This window comes from Myroides odoratimimus, from assembly GCF_004337635.1.
GTDB classification, from domain to species: domain Bacteria; phylum Bacteroidota; class Bacteroidia; order Flavobacteriales; family Flavobacteriaceae; genus Flavobacterium; species Flavobacterium odoratimimum.
Map to the genome: position 1 here is coordinate 3,531,855 of NZ_CP037427.1, position 19,493 is coordinate 3,551,347.

General features: G+C 33.4%; 22 protein-coding genes. 6 read left to right on the forward strand and 16 right to left on the reverse strand.

Annotated features, from left to right (window positions below; genetic code table 11):
* Positions 1-30: 30 nt before the first annotated feature.
* A complete protein-coding gene (locus E0Z07_RS16005; protein WP_006258197.1) occupies positions 31-594 on the reverse strand; it encodes an alpha/beta hydrolase family protein in 564 nt (187 codons plus the stop codon).
* A gap of 248 nt (positions 595-842) precedes the next feature.
* Here E0Z07_RS16005 and E0Z07_RS16010 point away from each other — a divergent pair, with 248 nt between their 5' ends.
* The 4 genes from E0Z07_RS16010 (at position 843) to E0Z07_RS16025 (ending at position 3,837) form a co-directional block, all read left to right on the forward strand.
* Entirely contained in the window at positions 843-1,469 is a 627-nt protein-coding gene (locus E0Z07_RS16010) for a hypothetical protein (protein ID WP_006261492.1), read from the forward strand.
* A gap of 50 nt (positions 1,470-1,519) precedes the next feature.
* A complete protein-coding gene (locus E0Z07_RS16015; RefSeq protein WP_006261493.1) occupies positions 1,520-2,125 on the forward strand; it encodes a hypothetical protein in 606 nt (201 codons plus the stop codon).
* 206 nt (positions 2,126-2,331) lie between these two features.
* Complete coding sequence (locus E0Z07_RS16020) at positions 2,332-2,949, forward strand: hypothetical protein (protein ID WP_006261494.1); 618 nt, start codon at positions 2,332-2,334, stop codon at positions 2,947-2,949.
* A 6-nt stretch (positions 2,950-2,955) separates the two neighbouring features.
* The gene (locus E0Z07_RS16025) at positions 2,956-3,837 is read left to right on the forward strand and encodes a hypothetical protein (protein ID WP_006261495.1); all 882 of its coding nucleotides are present in this window, start codon (positions 2,956-2,958) and stop codon (positions 3,835-3,837) included.
* A 160-nt stretch (positions 3,838-3,997) separates the two neighbouring features.
* Here the strand turns inward: E0Z07_RS16025 and E0Z07_RS16030 are convergent, their stop codons facing one another.
* Positions 3,998-4,291 carry a thioredoxin family protein gene (locus tag E0Z07_RS16030; RefSeq protein WP_006261496.1) on the reverse strand — a complete coding sequence of 98 codons (294 nt, stop codon included), beginning with the start codon at positions 4,289-4,291 and terminating at the stop codon, positions 3,998-4,000.
* A gap of 148 nt (positions 4,292-4,439) precedes the next feature.
* On the opposite strand from E0Z07_RS16030, the gene E0Z07_RS16035 reads away from it, so the two are divergent.
* Entirely contained in the window at positions 4,440-5,054 is a 615-nt protein-coding gene (locus tag E0Z07_RS16035) for a DUF3267 domain-containing protein (protein WP_058699812.1), read from the forward strand.
* A 204-nt stretch (positions 5,055-5,258) separates the two neighbouring features.
* On the opposite strand, the gene E0Z07_RS16045 is transcribed toward E0Z07_RS16035, so the two are convergent.
* From E0Z07_RS16045 to E0Z07_RS16080, 8 genes are all read right to left on the reverse strand, one after another.
* Positions 5,259-6,287, reverse strand: coding sequence for an NAD(P)-dependent alcohol dehydrogenase (locus E0Z07_RS16045; protein WP_058699811.1), 1,029 nt, complete (start codon positions 6,285-6,287; stop codon positions 5,259-5,261).
* A gap of 138 nt (positions 6,288-6,425) precedes the next feature.
* On the reverse strand, positions 6,426-7,139 hold the full coding sequence (locus E0Z07_RS16050; protein ID WP_058699810.1) for a DUF1963 domain-containing protein: 714 nt from the start codon (positions 7,137-7,139) through the stop codon (positions 6,426-6,428).
* A gap of 4 nt (positions 7,140-7,143) precedes the next feature.
* Positions 7,144-7,860, reverse strand: a complete 717-nt coding sequence (locus E0Z07_RS16055; protein ID WP_006261500.1) for a hypothetical protein — start codon at positions 7,858-7,860, stop codon at positions 7,144-7,146.
* 420 nt (positions 7,861-8,280) lie between these two features.
* Positions 8,281-8,880: a GrpB family protein gene (locus E0Z07_RS16060; protein WP_059051213.1), complete on the reverse strand. Its 600-nt coding sequence runs from the start codon at positions 8,878-8,880 to the stop codon at positions 8,281-8,283.
* A gap of 113 nt (positions 8,881-8,993) precedes the next feature.
* Positions 8,994-9,683 (reverse strand): SMI1/KNR4 family protein, encoded by a 690-nt coding sequence (locus E0Z07_RS16065; protein ID WP_006258207.1) that lies wholly within the window; start codon positions 9,681-9,683, stop codon positions 8,994-8,996.
* An 11-nt stretch (positions 9,684-9,694) separates the two neighbouring features.
* On the reverse strand, positions 9,695-10,834 hold the full coding sequence (locus tag E0Z07_RS16070) for a hypothetical protein (protein WP_006258208.1): 1,140 nt from the start codon (positions 10,832-10,834) through the stop codon (positions 9,695-9,697).
* 6 nt (positions 10,835-10,840) lie between these two features.
* Positions 10,841-11,608 carry a sulfite exporter TauE/SafE family protein gene (locus E0Z07_RS16075; protein ID WP_006258209.1) on the reverse strand — a complete coding sequence of 256 codons (768 nt, stop codon included), beginning with the start codon at positions 11,606-11,608 and terminating at the stop codon, positions 10,841-10,843.
* A gap of 190 nt (positions 11,609-11,798) precedes the next feature.
* Positions 11,799-13,079, reverse strand: coding sequence for a gliding motility-associated C-terminal domain-containing protein (locus tag E0Z07_RS16080; protein ID WP_131540980.1), 1,281 nt, complete (start codon positions 13,077-13,079; stop codon positions 11,799-11,801).
* A gap of 1,146 nt (positions 13,080-14,225) precedes the next feature.
* On the opposite strand from E0Z07_RS16080, the gene E0Z07_RS16085 reads away from it, so the two are divergent.
* On the forward strand, positions 14,226-14,855 hold the full coding sequence (locus tag E0Z07_RS16085; RefSeq protein WP_006258211.1) for a TetR/AcrR family transcriptional regulator: 630 nt from the start codon (positions 14,226-14,228) through the stop codon (positions 14,853-14,855).
* Between the two features lie 73 nt (positions 14,856-14,928).
* Here the strand turns inward: E0Z07_RS16085 and E0Z07_RS16090 are convergent, their stop codons facing one another.
* The 6 genes from E0Z07_RS16090 to E0Z07_RS16115 form a co-directional block, all read right to left on the reverse strand.
* On the reverse strand, positions 14,929-15,816 hold the full coding sequence (locus tag E0Z07_RS16090; protein ID WP_006258212.1) for a helix-turn-helix domain-containing protein: 888 nt from the start codon (positions 15,814-15,816) through the stop codon (positions 14,929-14,931).
* Positions 15,817-15,896: 80 nt separating this feature from the next.
* Positions 15,897-16,808 carry an urea transporter gene (locus E0Z07_RS16095; protein WP_006258213.1) on the reverse strand — a complete coding sequence of 304 codons (912 nt, stop codon included), beginning with the start codon at positions 16,806-16,808 and terminating at the stop codon, positions 15,897-15,899.
* A gap of 41 nt (positions 16,809-16,849) precedes the next feature.
* Positions 16,850-17,638, reverse strand: coding sequence for an urease accessory protein UreD (locus E0Z07_RS16100; RefSeq protein WP_131540981.1), 789 nt, complete (start codon positions 17,636-17,638; stop codon positions 16,850-16,852).
* A gap of 1 nt (position 17,639) precedes the next feature.
* Positions 17,640-18,278 (reverse strand): urease accessory protein UreG, encoded by a 639-nt coding sequence (gene ureG / locus E0Z07_RS16105; protein WP_006258215.1) that lies wholly within the window; start codon positions 18,276-18,278, stop codon positions 17,640-17,642.
* 12 nt (positions 18,279-18,290) lie between these two features.
* The gene (locus E0Z07_RS16110) at positions 18,291-18,983 is read right to left on the reverse strand and encodes an urease accessory protein UreF (protein ID WP_131540982.1); all 693 of its coding nucleotides are present in this window, start codon (positions 18,981-18,983) and stop codon (positions 18,291-18,293) included.
* A 3-nt stretch (positions 18,984-18,986) separates the two neighbouring features.
* On the reverse strand, positions 18,987-19,484 hold the full coding sequence (locus E0Z07_RS16115) for an urease accessory protein UreE (RefSeq protein ID WP_131540983.1): 498 nt from the start codon (positions 19,482-19,484) through the stop codon (positions 18,987-18,989).
* Positions 19,485-19,493: the final 9 nt, after the last annotated feature.

Here is a 19,493-nt window from a genome sequence, read left to right on the forward strand (position 1 = left end):
AAAAAGCAACCCTCAGGTTGCTTTGCTATTTTAGTTTACTTCTACTTCTGGTCTAACACTCTTATTGACAATATAACCTATTATATAGCCAACATAATTGATAAACCCTTCTAACCTGTGATTATCCTCTACATAAATCACAGTACTATTAGAAGCATTATTCTTTACATCGAAACTACTATAATCAATTACCTCATCTTCTTTAGCCATAATCACTAAAGCGTCCTCTACATTGTTTATTTTTATTAAACTCTCTTGAAGATTCTCTGTAAACTGTAGATCAGCATTAAGACGTTTATCATAATCTAGCAATGGACTAGTTAGTACTAATATTGTCTTTAACCCTAACGCTTTACGAGCTTCTCTTACTTGGTACGCTAGATTAGCTCCAGTAGAGTCTCCTACTAAAATGATTTGTTCAATCTCTGCTGTCTGTCTTACAGCTGTTTGTAATAACAACTTAAAATCTGTGTTCTCATCCCATTCAAAAACCGCAGCCGGAAAGTCTGGCAAAGATTCTTTTATATTATAAAATTTACGTGATTCTCTGTTTGATCCATATCCATGGATATATAATAAAAAAAGGTTGTCCATTATCTATATTTAATTATCGAATAGTAATTCTTTATACTATCAAGGGCTAAATGTACATTTATCTTCTACATATTCCACCCTTTTTTTAAAAAAATATCTCTACAAAGCCCATTTAAATATTTATTATGCAATAAGTCCAAAATAAAAATCGCATTATTAACATTTCTAACCTAAATTAATTTGTATCTTGTTAGAAGATTTCTTACCCACTCAACTAACGATAATGTAACCAAAAAAACAAAACCGTTATGAAACAAGCGAATCAACAAGTGCTAAATGCATTACTATCTCCTGAGGAGTACACGCGTATTCTACAAAGTACTAAAGATACCATACCTGAAGATGCCTTATTTAACTTCTTGCTTAAAAACAAAATCTTATATGAAGTCAATGTTAATGCTCCGCATCTAGATAGTGATGCCATTTCTTTTATCAGCCAAAGAATGAATACACTAGGTGAAGATTTCGTAATCAATGAAAAGAAATTAGACAAAAAAGTCTCTAAAGCTGTAAAAAAAGAAAAGATCGACAAAGGGGAAGCTCTTGCTTATATGATTAATCAAATCCGTAAGAAACTACCTAAAAATTATACGGTCTGCAATTTAGAGAGAGGAGATGAAGCTTATTATATAGGAGTAATCAAGAAAAAAGAACTCAAAAAGATAAGTAAGTTGAACCTTGACTTTGGGGTATTCCATAAATTTATAACAACACCTGATAAAGAGCCCTTCTATGTTATAGAATGCTCGTGTGGTACTACTTATATATGGGAAACTCAAGAAGAAGATGTAGATCCTAGCAAAGGCGTTTGTCATAATTGTGGTAAATCATTTGCAGATCAAAATACACATCTTAGCAATGAAATAAAAGAATAAATATATCTAGGTATTGTCTATCTTTACTTTATGATTAATGTTATTTAGAAATGATTAAATTCAGTAGATTATTTATTCCGCTATTATCACTAGGTCTTCTTACTATTAGTTGTAGTAGTGATGATGATATTAAAATCACTCCACCTGTAGAAGAGGAAATTATTGATCTAACAGAGCCTCATACCTATAGTTTTAGCTCTGTATTTATAGAACAGCAAAGTACCTTCATAGATAAAGCAATTACCAATCAAGGGACAATAACTTTGGACCAAGATTGGGAAAAGGAAATAGAAGCTATCCGACCTGTATCCATGACATTAGATGGAGAGCGCCTACGTGTAATACTAAACAATGGTAAGGATACAAACTATGTGATCAAACTGATAGAGCGTACCATCTACTTTATCAGAGGTGATGGCGTTCTTCTACCAGCTGCTACACTTGCAGAGGATAATAAAAGTATAACACTATACTCTTCTTTCTATCAAATAGATGGATTAGACAAGGTTTCATTAATGACACAAAAAGAAGAAATACACGACTATCAAGCAATCGATTTATTATCCTTTACCAAACAATTCTATCATCTAAAAGATATTAAAGGAAAGTATTTACGCATTTCACTTGAATATAAAATAGTACAAGGAGCTCCATGAGCTCCTTTTTTTATTACTTTTTAATTATTTTTCAAAAGACATATTTTGACATAATCATCAGTACTTATATCAACATCAACTAAATAGTATTACACATATTTTTACGCAATCTTCTTTACGGTATAAATCACACAATTGAGGATAATTAACATTGTTAATTTTAACAAAAACACATATCTGACACCTTGTAACAAACACGAATTGATATGATACGTACCACTGTAAAATTATTTAGCCTGTGTCTAGCCATAGGAGTTATTACTGCTTCTTGTAGCAGTGATGACAGCAGCCCAGTAAAGCCACCTATTGTTGATCCAGAAAAACCGGAGCCAGAGAAACCTGAGCCTGCCACAGCAATTACTTTTGACTTCAGTGCTCAGAATGTTGTTAAGCAAGTATCTTTTAAAGACAATGCGACTACAGATCTAGGAACTACTGTCTCTAAAGAATGGGAACCTACTCTAGCCTACTTAAAACCTATCCAACTAACCTTAGATAAAGAAAAACTAGTGGTTACTTATAACGAAAGTAAAGTAAAAGAATATACTGTAAAAATAGAGAATAACAATATCGTTATTCAAGCGACTAAAGACTATCCATCTTATACTTTCGCTAAAATATCAGAGGATAAAAAGAGTCTATCTGTATACTCTTCGTTCTTCCGTATTAAGGGAGCACATAAGACATTAAATGTAAACAACGTAACTTCTCTTCAAGAATACGGAGAAGTAGACTTTACTACATTTGCTAATAAGTATAATCACTTAAAGAACACAAGTGGTAAATACTTGAAAGTTGAATTTAAATACACTCAAAAAAACTAAGACATCATGAAAAAAATACTTTATACTCTAGTTGCCTTAGCTTTTAGTAGTGCAACTTTCGCTCAGACATTTGGTAGCAATGCAGTGAAATCAGAAGAGTTCTATCCAGGTGCAATATTCAATGAAAAATCTTTAAAAAGTACTGAACCTAAAAGGTTAGCTACTGCAACAGAAACAAGTCATGTGCTTCTTCCTTCTTTTTTAGGAGAGTTAGCTTTTGAAATTAGCGATTATTCTAAAGATCATTGGCATTCTATTATAGATAAACATTACACTAAACTAGCTGAAAGTAATAATAATGAAGGTTTTTCATTTTCAAGTCCTTCTCAAGTCAACTCTTTAAAATATGTAGATAAAGCTTACAATACTTATGAAGCGCTAAAAAACTACTTTGGTGTGGAAAAAATAACTTCTAAGAACTTATTCTTTGGTAAAAGTGAGCAGATTCTTTTCTCTTTAAATATTGTTGACCCAATCAATAAAGAAGGTCGATATATTTCAAAGGAAGCATTAAAAAACATCGAGAGTCAAGATCCTATCTTAGTAACAAGCATAAGTTTCGGAAAAAGAGCTGATATCTTAATTGAATCTAATCAATCACGAGAAAATGTAACAAAAGCTTTTAATATTTATAGTCATAAAGAGACTCAACAGTATGAAGAAGCAAATCAAATCCTATATGATGCGTCTATACATATGATCTTTTTTGGACAGAACAGCATCGATGTATCTGATTTAACGAATCAAGAAATGATTTTAAAATATATTGAGTTTATTACTAAACCTGCTACTAAGGAAGATTATTACTTCCCGATTAGATATAATGGTATTCACCTAAACAATCGAGGTAATTACGAAAGTGATATAATGCAAGATACTTATTATTAAAAATAACACATAAAGGAGCTCCATGAGCTCCTTTATTTATACCATCAAAAAAGCAAGTAGGCCATCAGCCTACTTGCTCATATAATATAAAATGCAATTATAACCTTTATATACTCTAATATACCAAAGTATATACACTAGGCTAACTCTTTATAATCAATTACTTCGTTATCTCTTTTACGATATCTCTTACCTCCATCACTCCAGTGTGTTTCCACAGTACCTCTCCTACTTGATTTACAAGTACCATAGTAGGAATCGCTCGTATGTGAAACTGAGCAGATATCTCCTGATGCTGATCTACATCTATACGTTGCAAATAGGCATGCTCTGTAATCTCTCCTACCGATTCATCTATTATCCTAGTCAACATCTTACAGGGTCCACACCATTCTGCAAAAAACTGTAACAATACTGGTTTATCTGTTTCTTTTAAAATCTCAGCTAACTTCATTTCTTCTTTTTTTAATTCGTTTGACTAAAGCAAAATTAGATATCATTCTATCAGAAAGTCATATACGAATGGGAGGTTAAACAGTACAAAGCACATTATATTGTTTTTTTTTCTTAATTTACATACCTAATAACCTAACTAACAGACCTTGGAAGAAAATACCACTACTCCTATTCAGCTACCTAAGCCTGAAGGATTCGAAGACTATACCATAGAGAAGAAGACCATTGATCTAGGAAAAGCAAACGGGTATGCACTACTTAGCTTAATCCCTATTGCGATAGTTAATTTTGCTGGATACTATCTCGTTTGGGGAGAAATAATTAGCATTTCTAAACTAAAAGGACTACATCCATTACTAGTCATGGGCTATTGCTTCTTATACATAGTCGTTATGACTCTCGGAATCGTAGTACATGAGCTTATACATGGAGCTACATGGGCTATATTTGCAAAGAAAGGATTTAAGTCTATAAAGCTTGGCTTTCTAAAAGAATATCTCACTCCTTACTGTCATTGTAAAGAGCCACTTAAAGTCAGAGCCTATAGTATAGGCGCGATCATGCCAGCTATTATACTTGGCTTTATCCCTTCTATACTCGCTATATGGACAGGTAGCTTAGGAATGCTATTATTCGGCATATTTTTTACTGTATCAGCTATGGGAGACTTTATGATTATTTACCTCATCTATAAAGAAGATAAGGATACATGGGTACAAGATCACCCTTCAGAAGCGGGATACTACTTACTAAAACAATAATTAAACAAAAAGACAGCTCATAGGCTGTCTTTTTAACCCAGAATCAGTGATAGACAGATAAACGAAAAGTAATTATACAAAATAGCTCTGAATTAGTGATACAAGCATACTATAGTATGGTTTTAGAGCTAATGAAAGAGATATGAAGTAGAATTGCTTTGTAGTATTTGGCTAACGCTTATTCTGGGTTTAATATACTATCTCTTAAGGTATTAATACGGCTCTACCTTTCAGTTCTCCTCTTCTCATTTTATCATATACCTCTAGAGCCTGATCTAAAGGAAACTTCTCTACTTCGATATGGATATGCCTTTGTCTAGCTAGTTCTATAACTTCCATTAGTTCTACCTCAGACCCCCAATACGGTATAGATACATTTACTCCCAATGGGACTTTTCCGAAGCCAAAAGGATAGTTACCTCCTGACAGTCCTATGATGGTAAGGTCTCCATTTAATCCCACTACTTTCGCTCCTAATTCGATAGTAGAGGTCGCTCCTACAAAGTCAAGTACAGCTATAGCTTTCTTCGCACCTGTTATCTTCACGATTTGCTCTGCAGCATCCTTATCTGTCGAATTAACAGTATAGGTAGCTCCCATTTTCTTAGCGAAATCTAATTTGTCTTGAGTGATATCGCATGCAATAATAGTAGCGCTACTAACGGCCTTTAATATCTGTAAGGCAGTATGCCCTAATCCTCCAATACCGATAACCACTACATAAGAGTCAGGAGACAGTTTATGCAACGATCTCTTAATCGCAGAATATGGTGTCAAAGCCGCATCTGTAATAGGCGCTGCTATAGCAGGATCTAAGTCTCCTATCGGCACTAATAAACGAGATGAAGGTACTAGCATATACTCTGCCATCCCTCCGTCTAATCCTAACCCTCCTCCTGCAGCCTGACTCGCATGGTTATCACAGTAGTTCTCAGAAGATTGTTTGCATGGCTTACAATGCCCACATCCCCAAGGACCATATACTACTACGGCATCTCCTTTTTTAAATCCTTTTACACTTTCACCCATTGCCTCTACATAACCAGCATTCTCATGACCTAAGGTAAAAGGTCCAGGTACGATACCGTCATCTATCACATGCAAATCTGAATGACAGACACCAGCACCTGCTACTTTAATTAATACTTGTTCTCCTGTAGGTACAGGAATAGGCATATCATCAACGATTTTCACATCGTGTAGTCCTAAAAAACGTACTGCTTTCATTTTCATAATTATGGTTTTAAGTATACTCACTAAGTTACAAAAATGGATTAAAAGAGTCAGTTTATATCCGTTCTCTACACATTACACAAGTAATCTATCAATATATTTATTAATTCACAGCACAACTACACAATACGCAATACATTAATAGAAATCATAATAGATGCTCCAACCCTTTGATTGTTTATTATAAGCAAACATAAAACTTCCATTATCTACTACATTCAGATTCACTTTTTCATTAGTCGAGATTTGGAATACAAATTCGTATCCCTCTCCATACTCTTCATATACTCCGATACCTGACTGACAGTAAGAAGGATACCCTCCTAACTTAGTGTCATAACAATGTGCGTCAAACACATCGTAGTAGCTCTCCATCACCCCCTCATCCTCCATCTCACAGATTCGATCCTCTTGTTCTAAGGTTAATCCTCCTCCGTCCCAGATAGGATAATCTACCTGTTCTAATCGAGGTTTTAAAGGAAATGGATGTAGAATAGAATCCTTATTAGTCAATTCCTTCTGAACAACACCTTCTAAGGAATCATAGGTTCTAATCACCCATTTATTTCCCATCGGTTCTAATTGTTCAGGAAATTCATAAGACATAAATACAGTCAGTAATACAATCCCCTCTAAAGCCTTGGGTACAAAAGGCAGATTAGATAAATACAATTGTAACAAAGGAATCATCTCTCTCCCTTGATCATCTAGCGGTATTCCCTCTTCTTCTTTATATGCCGTAACACGAGCAATCCAAGATTCTTCAATGGTATTTAGCGGACGAAAACCTCCTACTTCAAAGGCTGTGATAGTACGTCCTATCTCTTGTTTTAGTTGTTCTATTGTTTTCATAATCTTAAGAATAAGTATTAAGGCAAATGACGGTGTCCTCTTTCTCATTATAATAAAGTACACAATCGTTACCATCTGTAAAGAACTCACATCCTATCGTCATCCCAATAGGCGTATAATTATCTGATATAAAAGAAGCTGACACTATCTCACTTAGTTCGTTATAACGCGAAGTAGTATCAAAATCCTCGTCTCCCACTTTATACACATAAGGGCTAGGATCTGCCTTGCCAAAGCCATCTATTAATTGTCTATATTTAGCAAATTGTCCTGTTTTTTGAAAAACTAGTTTGTTTAAAGAATAGGCATAGAAGAACTCTATATAGGTCTCTAGATCTAGCTCATCATCAGTTAAGTCAGTCACTAAAGGTATTACCCTCTCAGTATAGTCTTCTAGAGACATCTTCGCTTTAAAATAATAATCTGCATTTGTCCAGAACTCTTCTTCTAATACAGAAGATACAGCCTGAGCCACTTTATGTCCTTTATATAGAGTAATATCTCCACTAAATACATACTTTCCTTCTTTTAATGAGAAACAAAAATGATCAAATGAATTCTGATCAGAATTACTTTCATCATTTGTCCAGATACCATTATGAGAGACAAAGTGTACATTCTTACCAGAAGCTAGTTCCACTGTACACAGTGGATAGAAGATTCCCCTTACTGTATCATCTATAAAGACCTCTTCAAATTTAGGGTATAACACGATTTCCATTGACTTTCTTTTTTCTAAAATAGAACACGAAAATACATTTTTAAATCTGCTTTCACCTTAATGAAAACAGCTATTTTAGAGTAGTATTATCACAGTAGTACACCAGTCTAACTACTTCTGAAGAGTGTACTTTCTTCTTAAAAACATACAATACAGTTAGTGGAGATCAAAGAAACTGTACAGTCATAGTAGGACGAGACAGTGTTTATATACTGTAGGGTACTTCCCTTCCTTTTACTATTTGTTGATATGCTCTTATTTTATTATTCATCGTATTGTATTTAGATTAAGATATATATAAAGTAAAAAGCCGTAGTCTTAAAATAAGGCTACGGCTTTTATGCGAATTAATAATAACTTTCTTTTGTTTTTTAACAAATACTAATATAGTAAATAATTTTAACATTTAAAGAAACATTATTATTTCTTTTTATCTAAAAACAACTTTATAGCCTTAGCTTCTTCTGTTTTTATAAAACTATCCTTACCTTCATTATAATGATTTCCATCTCTCCACTCCATTGTGCTCAGTTTTTCTTTTAATTCTTGATAAGCCTTTTTCACAGCAGGATGTGCTCTTAGGTAATCTCTAAAAGCGATATGACGTGTCCAGTTCATGTTATCCACTGGGATAGCATGTATATTAGCTACTCTTATATCGTGATTGTGTAGCCCTTCAGGCACTTCTGTTCCTATTCCTATCTGAGTAGGAAATCCATATACACTAGGCTCTTGATCCAACTTAACGAAAAATCTTCTGTAAGGCATTTCTTCATTGTATAGTTCATAATAGATATACCCTTTTGCAGTCATAAGGCTAGGCAGTTTATCTAAATCTTCCTCTGATTTTAACCCTATCATAATATCGATAATAGGCTTAGCAGATAATCCCTCTACAGAAGTACTCCCGATATGCTCTATCTGTACCTCTAAGTGATTTAATACAGGTGCTAATTCTCCTTTTATAAGGTCAAACTCCTCTCTCCACTGAGGATTGTATTTCTCAAAAGCTACTTTCATGGTTTTACGATATACTGGGTTCTATTCGTTACAAAGATACTCTTCACTCTTTAAGACACTTAAAACTAAAGTCAAAAAAAGCACCAATAAACAATATTGGTGCTTCAACTATCTTATTCGGAGTATGGAAACGAAACATTCATCTTCTCATAAGGAATGTACTTCGCTAATATCTCTTTATACTCTGTATAGGTCAATAATCCTCTATACTTATCATTGGTATCTTCTAATCTATAATCGATGATAGGACGCTCTATTAACTCCTGTAGAAGAGCCACTTTATCCTCTGATAGATACTGTATATGTGTCTTTAGGGTAGCCCTAAGGTTTTCTATAAACTCTTGATCAGACTGATTGTTATAGGTATCTAGCTGACTCATATCCATCACGATGCGTTTAAAGATAAAGTCTCTTAAATTCTTCGCTTCATAAGTAGCTTCTATATCATCGTGCCATACATATACGATAGGATAATCACCGTCTACTTCTTCATTCATCATGAAGCAATACATATCCCCTGCCCCATTCTTAGCAAACGAAATAAAGTTATACTCTTCCTTTATCTCCATATAATTATCAGGATCTCTTAGCCAGGCTATATCTTCATCAACATCCTTTAAAGGAGTCAATTCGAAGTCATCACTAAATAACAATAAAGGTGGATTATCTTTTAACTTCGGAAATGTCGTTGCATACCACATAGAGCTGTACTCTCCTACTTCTAACATATTATCCTTTTCTAACTGCTTATAAAGCTCAGGATAAACGATATTATATTTCTGTTCTAATTCTGTTATAGTCATAGCTATTCTTTTTAAAAGTCTCTATATTCATCAAACCACTGATTAGCTTCTTCTTCCGCTATTACTAAAGAGCTAAAAGAAACTAATTGCATGACTGCTTCCCAAGTATCTTCTCTCTCTGTAGTTTCGATATTCGGTAGATTATTTATTATCTCTACTAATACCTTTATCGCTTCTTTGATTTCCTCTTTTGTCTTAGCTTTCTTAATTACCTTTAGAGCCTCTTTATACGCTTTTACAGTCACTTTATTATTCTTACCTGTCCAAGATCCAAATGGGATACTAAACTCAGTAATAAACCACTCAGGCTTCTTTAAATTAGAAACAGAAGCGTATTGAAAGGTTCTCTCCTTCTCTAATACAGTTAATTGTTTCTTTAATTCTTTACCGCCCTTTTCCTCAATATTCCAACCAATGAAATAATTTAGTTTAGACCAACTCGCTAAAGTTGGTATTCCTTCTAGGTTAGGCATATACCTCAACTCTAGGCTTTCTAAATTCTCAAACTGCTTTAATTCACCTAGATTACATACATTACCAGATAGCGATATTGCTGTCAAATTAGTGAATTGCGATAAACTATTACAATCAAAAGGTTGCCCATTCACTTTAGTATGAATATTGATCTCCTTGATATGTGCTGTCGTTTTAAGTACTTGTAATCTCAAGGGAGATACAGTATCATTAGCAAACGAAAAAGACAAAGCTTCTAGGTGCTCATAGTTCTCTAAAGTTAGATTACTGACCTTCCCTCTAATAGAGATGTCTTTCACTCCCTTGCCTAATATTAAGCGAATAGGATGATCAATAGTCACTACTAATCTTCTGATAGCTGCCTGACTAAAATCAGCTTCTTTACAATCTAGTGGTACCCAATCTAGCTGTTCCATCTCACGAGTAGCACTCCACTGGATAAATGACGTATCATCTCCGTGGTATTCCATCACACGAGGCCAATTACCTCCTGCTGGAACTTGAAACTCATTAAATACGCTCCAATTAATAGTATCTTCTCTCTCTACTAAAGCATCACATTTAGACATTGTAATTCCCTTAGTACCTATCGCAAAACGACCTTGTCCTGCTGTTATCTTTACTTTATGACTATTCTCTTTAGTCAGTGATAAGTAAAATGGTTTATCTCTTTCCATACTTTCTTATTTAAACCACACTTCATATCCAAATCTACAAATAGCAATGAACATGATGAATAAGAAGATATATCTCACCCATACCTGTCCTTTTAGAATAGCCATCTTCGCTCCAAAATATCCTCCTAAACCGTTACAAACAGCCATTGGGATAGCAACTTTCCATATAATAGCTCCTTTTAATAAAAATAAGCAGATACTACCGAAGTTGGTTACTAGATTAATCAGCTTTGCATAAGCAGATGCTTTAAAAAAGTCAAAACCTATTAAAAAAACAAATCCCATAATAAAGAAAGTACCTGTAGCTGGCCCAATAAAACCATCGTAAAAACCTACTACTACCGAAATGATAACTCCCCAGATATACTTCTGTCTATCTGTAATATTAGTAATCGCTTTTCTAGAGAAGTCCTTTTTGACATAAGTGAATATCCATAGGGCTATTAAGATGATAAATAACAAAGGCTTCATAAAGTCATTATTCACTATCGTCAAAACATAAGAGCCTGCAAAAGCACTTCCAAAAGAGATCAAGGCTAATAGGGCAAAGTACATCCAGTTTATCTTAGTCTGCTTTAAATATTGTCTGACAGCTATAGCCGTTCCTGAAAAAGCGGGAATCTTAAGTGTACCTATCACAGTCGATACAGGGAGTTGGGGTAATAAGGCTAGGCCTAGTGGTGTTTGTATTAGTCCTCCTCCTCCTGCGATGGCATCTATAAACCCAGCACAGAAAGCAACTATTCCTAAATACAATAAGATATCTAATTCCATTTGTGTTTTATAAGTACACAAATGTAGAAGTATTACTTTATCTTCTAAAGTGTATTTTTCCTTTTTTATCTAAAAACCACTAGTTAATAAAAAAACCACTAACAATAGTTAGTGGTTTTCTTTCATTTTGTATTAAGAGCATCTATGTCAATAATACCTTAATAACTCTATTAATCATTTTCTTTTAACTTTATTCATTCTCTAAATGTAAGTATCCTTGTTTCTTGATAATTCTAGCTCCTCTAGCATCAGAATATTCGTATGTTAAGACGTAGAAGTAAGTACCTGTTGGTAGTTTAGCATTTTTATTCATAGTACCACGCCCTTCTGAATATCCTTTAAATACATTACCATTACTATCATAATTGGTTGTTTCGTACACCTTAGCTCCCCATCTATTAAAGATCTGTACTTTGTTATTAGGGTAACGAGTAATATTATCAATAATAAAATAATCATTCTTACCGTCTCCATTAGGAGAAACAGCGTTATATACGACTACATCACCATCTAACATTACATCAGTATTTACTGTCCCTAAAGTGAAGAATCCATAACCATTTACAGCAGTAGCTGTAGTTACTTCTTTATTTGCGATATCTACTACTCCTCCTTCATCTACCCAAATAAGATTATGTGAATCCCAACGGATAATATGTAAATCTTTTTCTGGATTTAGTAACATCTCTTTCAATGTAGTATTCTCGCTCCAACTCAAGGTTAGCAAGACATCTCCTTCTGTGTTATTTCCTTTATCTACTAACCAAAACTCTTTTGTATTCAATAAATTAATTACTCCAGATTTATTACTATGAGATTCGAAGAACTGTTTATCATCATAAATATATCTACTAACATAAACAGATTTATCACTTTTAGGAGCAGAGATTTTAGCATATCTAAAGTTACCTTTATTTCCTTGAGGGAACATAAACTCATCGTTTCCTATTTTCTCTATCTCACCATCAGCAAAGCTTTTATCACTCACATTAATTGCTTTTGCTCCTTTCTGAAAACTGATCATCCCTTTTGATAATCCTGTTGTTGCATTCAAAGTCGAGTCTACCTTTACAATTCCGTCTTGAAAGTCCATTGTTCCATAGACATCTATATTTGTTTTCAGATCAAAAGCTCCAGCTGTCTGGGGATTGTTTAGAACTACATCATAAAATTCAGTAAATGAGTTACCCGAAATAGTTTGTACACCTGTTTCGTTCTCATATCTACTAAACACGACTTTACCTGTCTTCGCATTTTTACTAATGCTATAGATACCTTCATTGGTAAAATCATTAAAGAAATAAACAGTACCATCATTAGTAAAGTCACCTTTCTTTTCGTTAATAAACTCCGCTACAGTACCCATTTCTGTACCTGGCATAACGGATAATATTCCTTCATTTACAGTTTGTGCAGAAACAATACATGGCACTAGCCCAAGAATTATTAAACTGATATTCTTCTTTTTCATAACTACTCTTTTTATTCATTTTATCCCCAGCTTTAAAAGCAATATTAGCTTTCAATCTCTGGTTTTTTTAACCTTATCCCTACGAGGTCGTTTTACAATAAAACCAAAAATCGCACCAATTAATCTATTTTGTATAAAATTTTGTACCTAATCATTCTTCTATTAGATCTTTTCAGCAATTTCACTAGTCTCAAACACCTATAAAACGAACACACTATTTATTATTTTATCATAATTACTAGCAATACAAAAATAGAACTTAACCAACAATATTTAATACTACACAAACATTTATACACAATAAATAAAAATATTATACAAATACACGATTAAAACTCATAAAATAACAATTATAAAACCTAATTTATAAAACGCCACTAGTCACCATAGGTGACTCCCTATAGTATATAGACTCCTCTTTTATACCTCTAGTGATTAATTGTTAAATTACATTCTTATTTCACAACAAACAATCGCTAATTGTGAATATTTTATTTTTTAGTGCTTTTACCATTTATTCAGCTCCTCTCCCTGTCTATGCAATCATTAAAACTATATTTAAAAAAAATAAGAGCCAAATACCCTAAGATACTTGACTCTCATTATTACTTTTCTTTTTCATTAATATTATACATTATCTAGCAATTATACAGGATGCTAAAAAATTTAATAGATGACTGATTAAAAAACATAGGTTCTAGTTAGATAATACACTAACTAGAAACCTACTACAAACAACGTATCTATAATTCGGCCAGAACTATATTTTATCGTATAACTACAAAGCGCAGTATTATAGTAAATGCGTTATAAACTCTCTTACAAGAGAATAAATCACGACAACAGCACTTAATATCCATTTTATCATAATACTCCTATTTATGACGTTATAACTATTTTTTACAATTACTTCTTTACTGTATATAAGCAAGAATATTGACTCTAATTCTATTTTCAACAAAACCTCTAATCAAATCAATACTTCTTATTAAAAGAAATATTCTTAACAGAAAACATTAAGTATCCTTCATTAATACTAAGATTTCAATACCTAGAGAGTCTCTTATGAAGAGCAAATATATAACAAATCACTTAATGGTGACTTAATAATTAGTACTTTTGATAAAATATTTTTTTTACTTCATTATGTCAGAGAAAAAGGAAAAACCAAGAGAGAGAAATAAAGAAAAAAGTAAAGAAACATTACTTCAAGCAGTAGGAATAATCTTAAAGGAAAAAGGCTATTCTGCTCTTAAAGTAAATGATATCGCTGCAACGGCAGGCTTAGACAAAAAACTTATCTATAATTACTTTGGAGGTGTAGATCAATTACTTGATGAGTATATCAACTCCCAATATTTTTGGAACAATATAGATCCTGATTTATTGTTAGACGAAGCCACTAAAGATGGCGGAAAAGAAATGGGTAAAGCATTATTAGCTGAACAATACGACTTTGTTCAACAAAACAAGGAGTTTCAAAAACTAATGCTTTGGCAATTATCCGAAGACAGAGATTCTTTAAAAAGAATTATAACTAAACAAGAAGATATAGGAGAAGTTCTATTTAAGAATGTATCTGATCATCACTTTGGTGATAAAGCAGATAATTATCGCGCTTTAATGGCTATTCTTGTATCTGGGGCTTATTACCTCAACTTATACGCTGAACACAATGGAAGGTATTTCTGTGGTATAGACCTCCACAGTGATGAAGGAAGACAAAAGATAAAAGAAGCAATGAACTCTATTATAGACAAGGCCTACGAAAAGTAAAAAACAAGAAAGAGAATAGTATAACTTATATCTATTCTCTTTCTTGTTTTAAACATTGTCAATACTAGACAAGTTATAATATAAACTTATGTTTGCGATAATCACTAGGTGAATACCCTGTCACCTTTTTAAATAACCTTGTAAAATAAGAAGGTGAATTATACTTTAATTCAAAAGCGATACCTGCAATATCTCTTGTTTTATCTTGTAAGAGTATTTGACTATGTAAGATACTAATCTCATTAATCCACTGTTTAGGTGGTTTATTAGTAGCTTCCTTGACACATTTATTGAGATAATTCTCTGAGATGTGAAGAAGGTTAGCATAAAACAGTACATTCTTATGGTCGATATGAAATTTCTGTACCAACTCTCTGAAGCGAAAGGCAATATCTAGTTGTCTACTCATCGGAGTCTTCTTTTCCATATCAACGCGAATTACCTTCATTAATATAGCCTCTAACAAAGTAACACAAATCTCTACATCTCTATTTTCACTTAAAGATTCTTCTTCTAGCAAATCTAATGTTCTACCTACCCAACTCGCATTCATCTCATTAAGCTTTACATGAGGATTCATGGCAAAAAACTTTAAATCAGTTGCTCCTAATGATATATCTGTAACCACATCGTTCTCATATATAACAAAATACCCCCTGATATCCTCTGATATAGATAGGGTTGCTGTTATATTTCCATTCTTGACATTGATAATCTCATGTTTAGACAAAGTATAAGCTCCACTATCTAAATACTGTGTCATCTCCCCCGTAGTCAACATAATCATAAAATTAAATGTGGTACGATAAGGGATAACAGGCATTAAAATTCCCCTTAAATAGTCTTCTAAACGATAAACTTGAATCTTGCTATCATTCTCTAAATAACTATTATCCAAATGAGGCAAAAACAACTTCTTATACTGATAGTTGTTCAATATTTCAATAGACGGCTTCGACATATTTCAACCAAATAATTAAGGCAAATTTTATAAAATAAATAGATCATTATCAATAGTCTATAGCTAATATTTTGCCAATATTACTTAGATATTCTATCAATAAGATTAGTAATTCCTAGTTCTTCTAATTTCTTCACTATCCATTTGTCTAACTGCTTGATAGGATACATCACCCACATCGCAAATACAAAAGGGAATGTCAAAGTAGTCCATCCATACTTAATCATAAAAATATCGAAATAGGTAGAGATAATTACACTGATTAACACATACATTCCTGCACGTACTTTATCCTCTCCCATAGCAATACCGCATAATACCGCATTAAAACTAAATACTCCTTCACTAATTAAAGCATTAGAGGCATGACTACTATGCGAAATATACACACTGACAATCACTGCTACAAAACCATATAATGCCTGTATAGGTCGGCTGATAAACACTCCCAAAAAGAATACAACTCCTGCTACAAAGCTCCCTTGAAATAATACTTGTCCAAAAGCATGGCCTTGAATTAAAAAGTCATCTAACTCTTCTATATCTACAAAGTGCTCAGGTACAGAACGAATAGCTAAATCAGGGATACTTAGAATAAACAGTGAAATCCAAGTAAAAAGAATAAAAGGAAATGTATAAGCTGGTAATTCCTTTTTTATTGCCCATCCCATTATAATGGTTGATAAAACAGATGAAATAATCATCATCGCATATACCCAAATACTAGGTTCAAAATAAAATATTAAAGCTACCCCTATCAGACATGAATTAAACCCATATAGTCCATTCTCTATGTCCTGCCTATCAAATCTCAACAACTTCGCTGTTATAATAGCTACTATATTACTCAGAGATGCCGCTAACGCCATATTGGTAGAATCGTAATATATTGCTGCCAAGAACAGCATTCCTGTTATTGCATTGGCTTGTAACATAATCTGTCCAAAACCTCTAAAAAAGGCCTTAAAACAATGAACTATAAGTTCTTTCATAGTTTTATTTTTGAGTTTTTAATTAAAATCTACTTAGGCTGTTATAAAAACAACTCATCCCATAGCTTCTGTTGAATTGTTTGAAATATATTGAATAGCTTTTCTGCTCCTTGTCCTAAAACTCGAATCATAAATCCATCTCCTTCTAATAAGCTTATACCGAATTCGATTCCTTCTTTCTCTCCATACTGTTTATAGAAAAATTCTATGTATTCTAGTACAGATACATTGGCGGTATTGTAATAAATCAGAGTTCCCTGATGAGTATATCCCTCTAGAATACCTATCTCTTTAATAGGCATTAAGTCAGGTTGTAACAATACATTATCCTTTACTTTAAGCTTACCTTCTACATAAATCTCAGTCAAATTCTGAAAGTGATTGTACTCAAACTCTTCTCCTGATAACTTCCTTCCACAAGTAATAATATCAGAAAGTAAAAAATGACAATCTTCCTTCATTTCTACTTTATTACGACTGATAAAAGTAGATGAACTCTGAGGCACTACCGGATGAGGAACATAGGCAAAAGCACTTCCCTTTTTCATATCTATTACAGTGGTTTGCATCGACTTATTCTTCATGTGAAAAAGACGTTGATACGCTTGTGTCTGTAATTGAAGTTTAGTGTACTTAGCAAGGTGAATAGAGATGCGATGATCATCATTGTCTAACAGTCCTGGAGAAGAACTCATAATCATTAGATAAGCTGCCTTATCTCTCTTATATTGCCCTACTGGTACAATTCGAAAAGGTTGAGTAACGTAAGCGTCCTTTAAATAAGAAGCTCCCTCACGTTGCTCAACTCTAATGTCTAATGATGAAATCATACTATCTCAATAAATTAGGTTCTTCAATATCCTCTAACAAAGCATATTTTTTAATCCAACCCACTATATCTTCTAACCCTTCTCCTGTTTTTAAATTAGAGAATAAGAAAGGGGCTCCTTTTCTCACTCGTCTTGCATCTGCCTCCATCACATTTAGATCTGCACCTACATAAGGGGCTAAGTCTTTCTTATTGATTAACAACAGGTCAGAACGTGTGATGGCTGGTCCTCCTTTACTTGGCATTTTCTCCCCTTCTGCTACATCTAATACGAAAATAGTAATATCTGCCAAGTCAGGGCTAAAGGTAGATGATAAGTTATCTCCTCCACTCTCAATAAAAATCAACTCTAAATCAGGAAAACGATTAGCTAACTCATCTACGGCTTCCAGATTCATACTCGCGTCTTCGCGTATAGCAGTATGAGGGCATCCTCCTGTCTCTACTCCTATAATTCTATCTTTTGGCAATAGACTATTCTTAGCCATAAACTCTGCATCTACACGAGTGTAAATATCATTAGTAATTACAGCTAGATCATATTCATTTAATAATCGACGACTCAATCGTTCAAGTAGAGCTGTTTTACCTGATCCAACAGGTCCTCCTACTCCTATTTTAATATATTTTCTATTTTCCATATTGTTGATTGTTTATGATAAATAAAGTCTTGAATAAAGGCGTTCGTGTTGCATACATCTGATGTCAAAACCAATATTACACAGACCGATAAGGTTTCTATCCATTACTAATGACTCTTCACTTAGTTTCAATAAATCATCGTGTAAGTAATACAGAATATCTTGCCCATCTAGTTGCCCTAGTGGTACTAGCTTTACAGCATTGGTAACCATCCCTATAGCTGCATTGTAGTAATATGCATGCATAGCTTCTACTAAAGGAATTTGCATTACTGCTGCAAAGACTCCATAAAGGATACAATAGTGATTATAGGTTTCTTTTGCCTTAATCAATTGTTCCCATTGTTGTACTACAGTATGCTCTCCACTGTATCTATTAAATATCTTATATAAACGCAATCCCAGCTTCTGACTACCTTGTCTTATTTCCATTGGCCCTTTTAGTGCATTACACTCTTGATCCAATGCGATTAATTCTTTGACATCTCCTAACACAGTAGCATCATAGGCCAGCTTCATCAGTGCTGCATCATTATACTTAATATTATACCATAGATTATGTCTTATATACTGATCTGCTGATATCTTATCACATACCATCCCATTTTGTACATAGGTCTCTAACCCATTAGAATGCGTATATCCCCCTATGGGTAATGCTGGATCTGCTAAATGCAATAACCTTCCTAAAAATGACTCTTGCATATTCTATAATTTTAATGATAAACTACCTTTAGGCAGTGTAAACGTAAACTTCTTATGTTGTTCAAAATCAACATTTGCATTTAGTGGACATCTCAACTTCTTTTCTATAGCCTCTGTTGTATATCCATTTTTATCAAACCACTCCTGCATAGAACGCTCATAAGGCATGTATAAACTATTATCTTCAGCAAAGAGTGGGATATGTTTATTTCCTATTTCATAAGCCACTAAACCTAATGTTATCATATCAGATGAAGTAAAAGCAATAGCCTCACAAGGCAAAATAGATACCATGATTACTTTTTGCTGATCTTCATATAGGATATCTCCATCTTTTAAACTCTGCCCTTTACCTAAAAAACGAATAGCAATAGATACCCCATCAGCTGTCACTAGACGCTGGATACGCTTCTCTACTTGATACCATTCGATGTATAAATAATCGATATGCTTCTCTATCTCTTCTGACTTACAATTTCTTATCGCTTGAGTTACTAGCATTCTTACGTT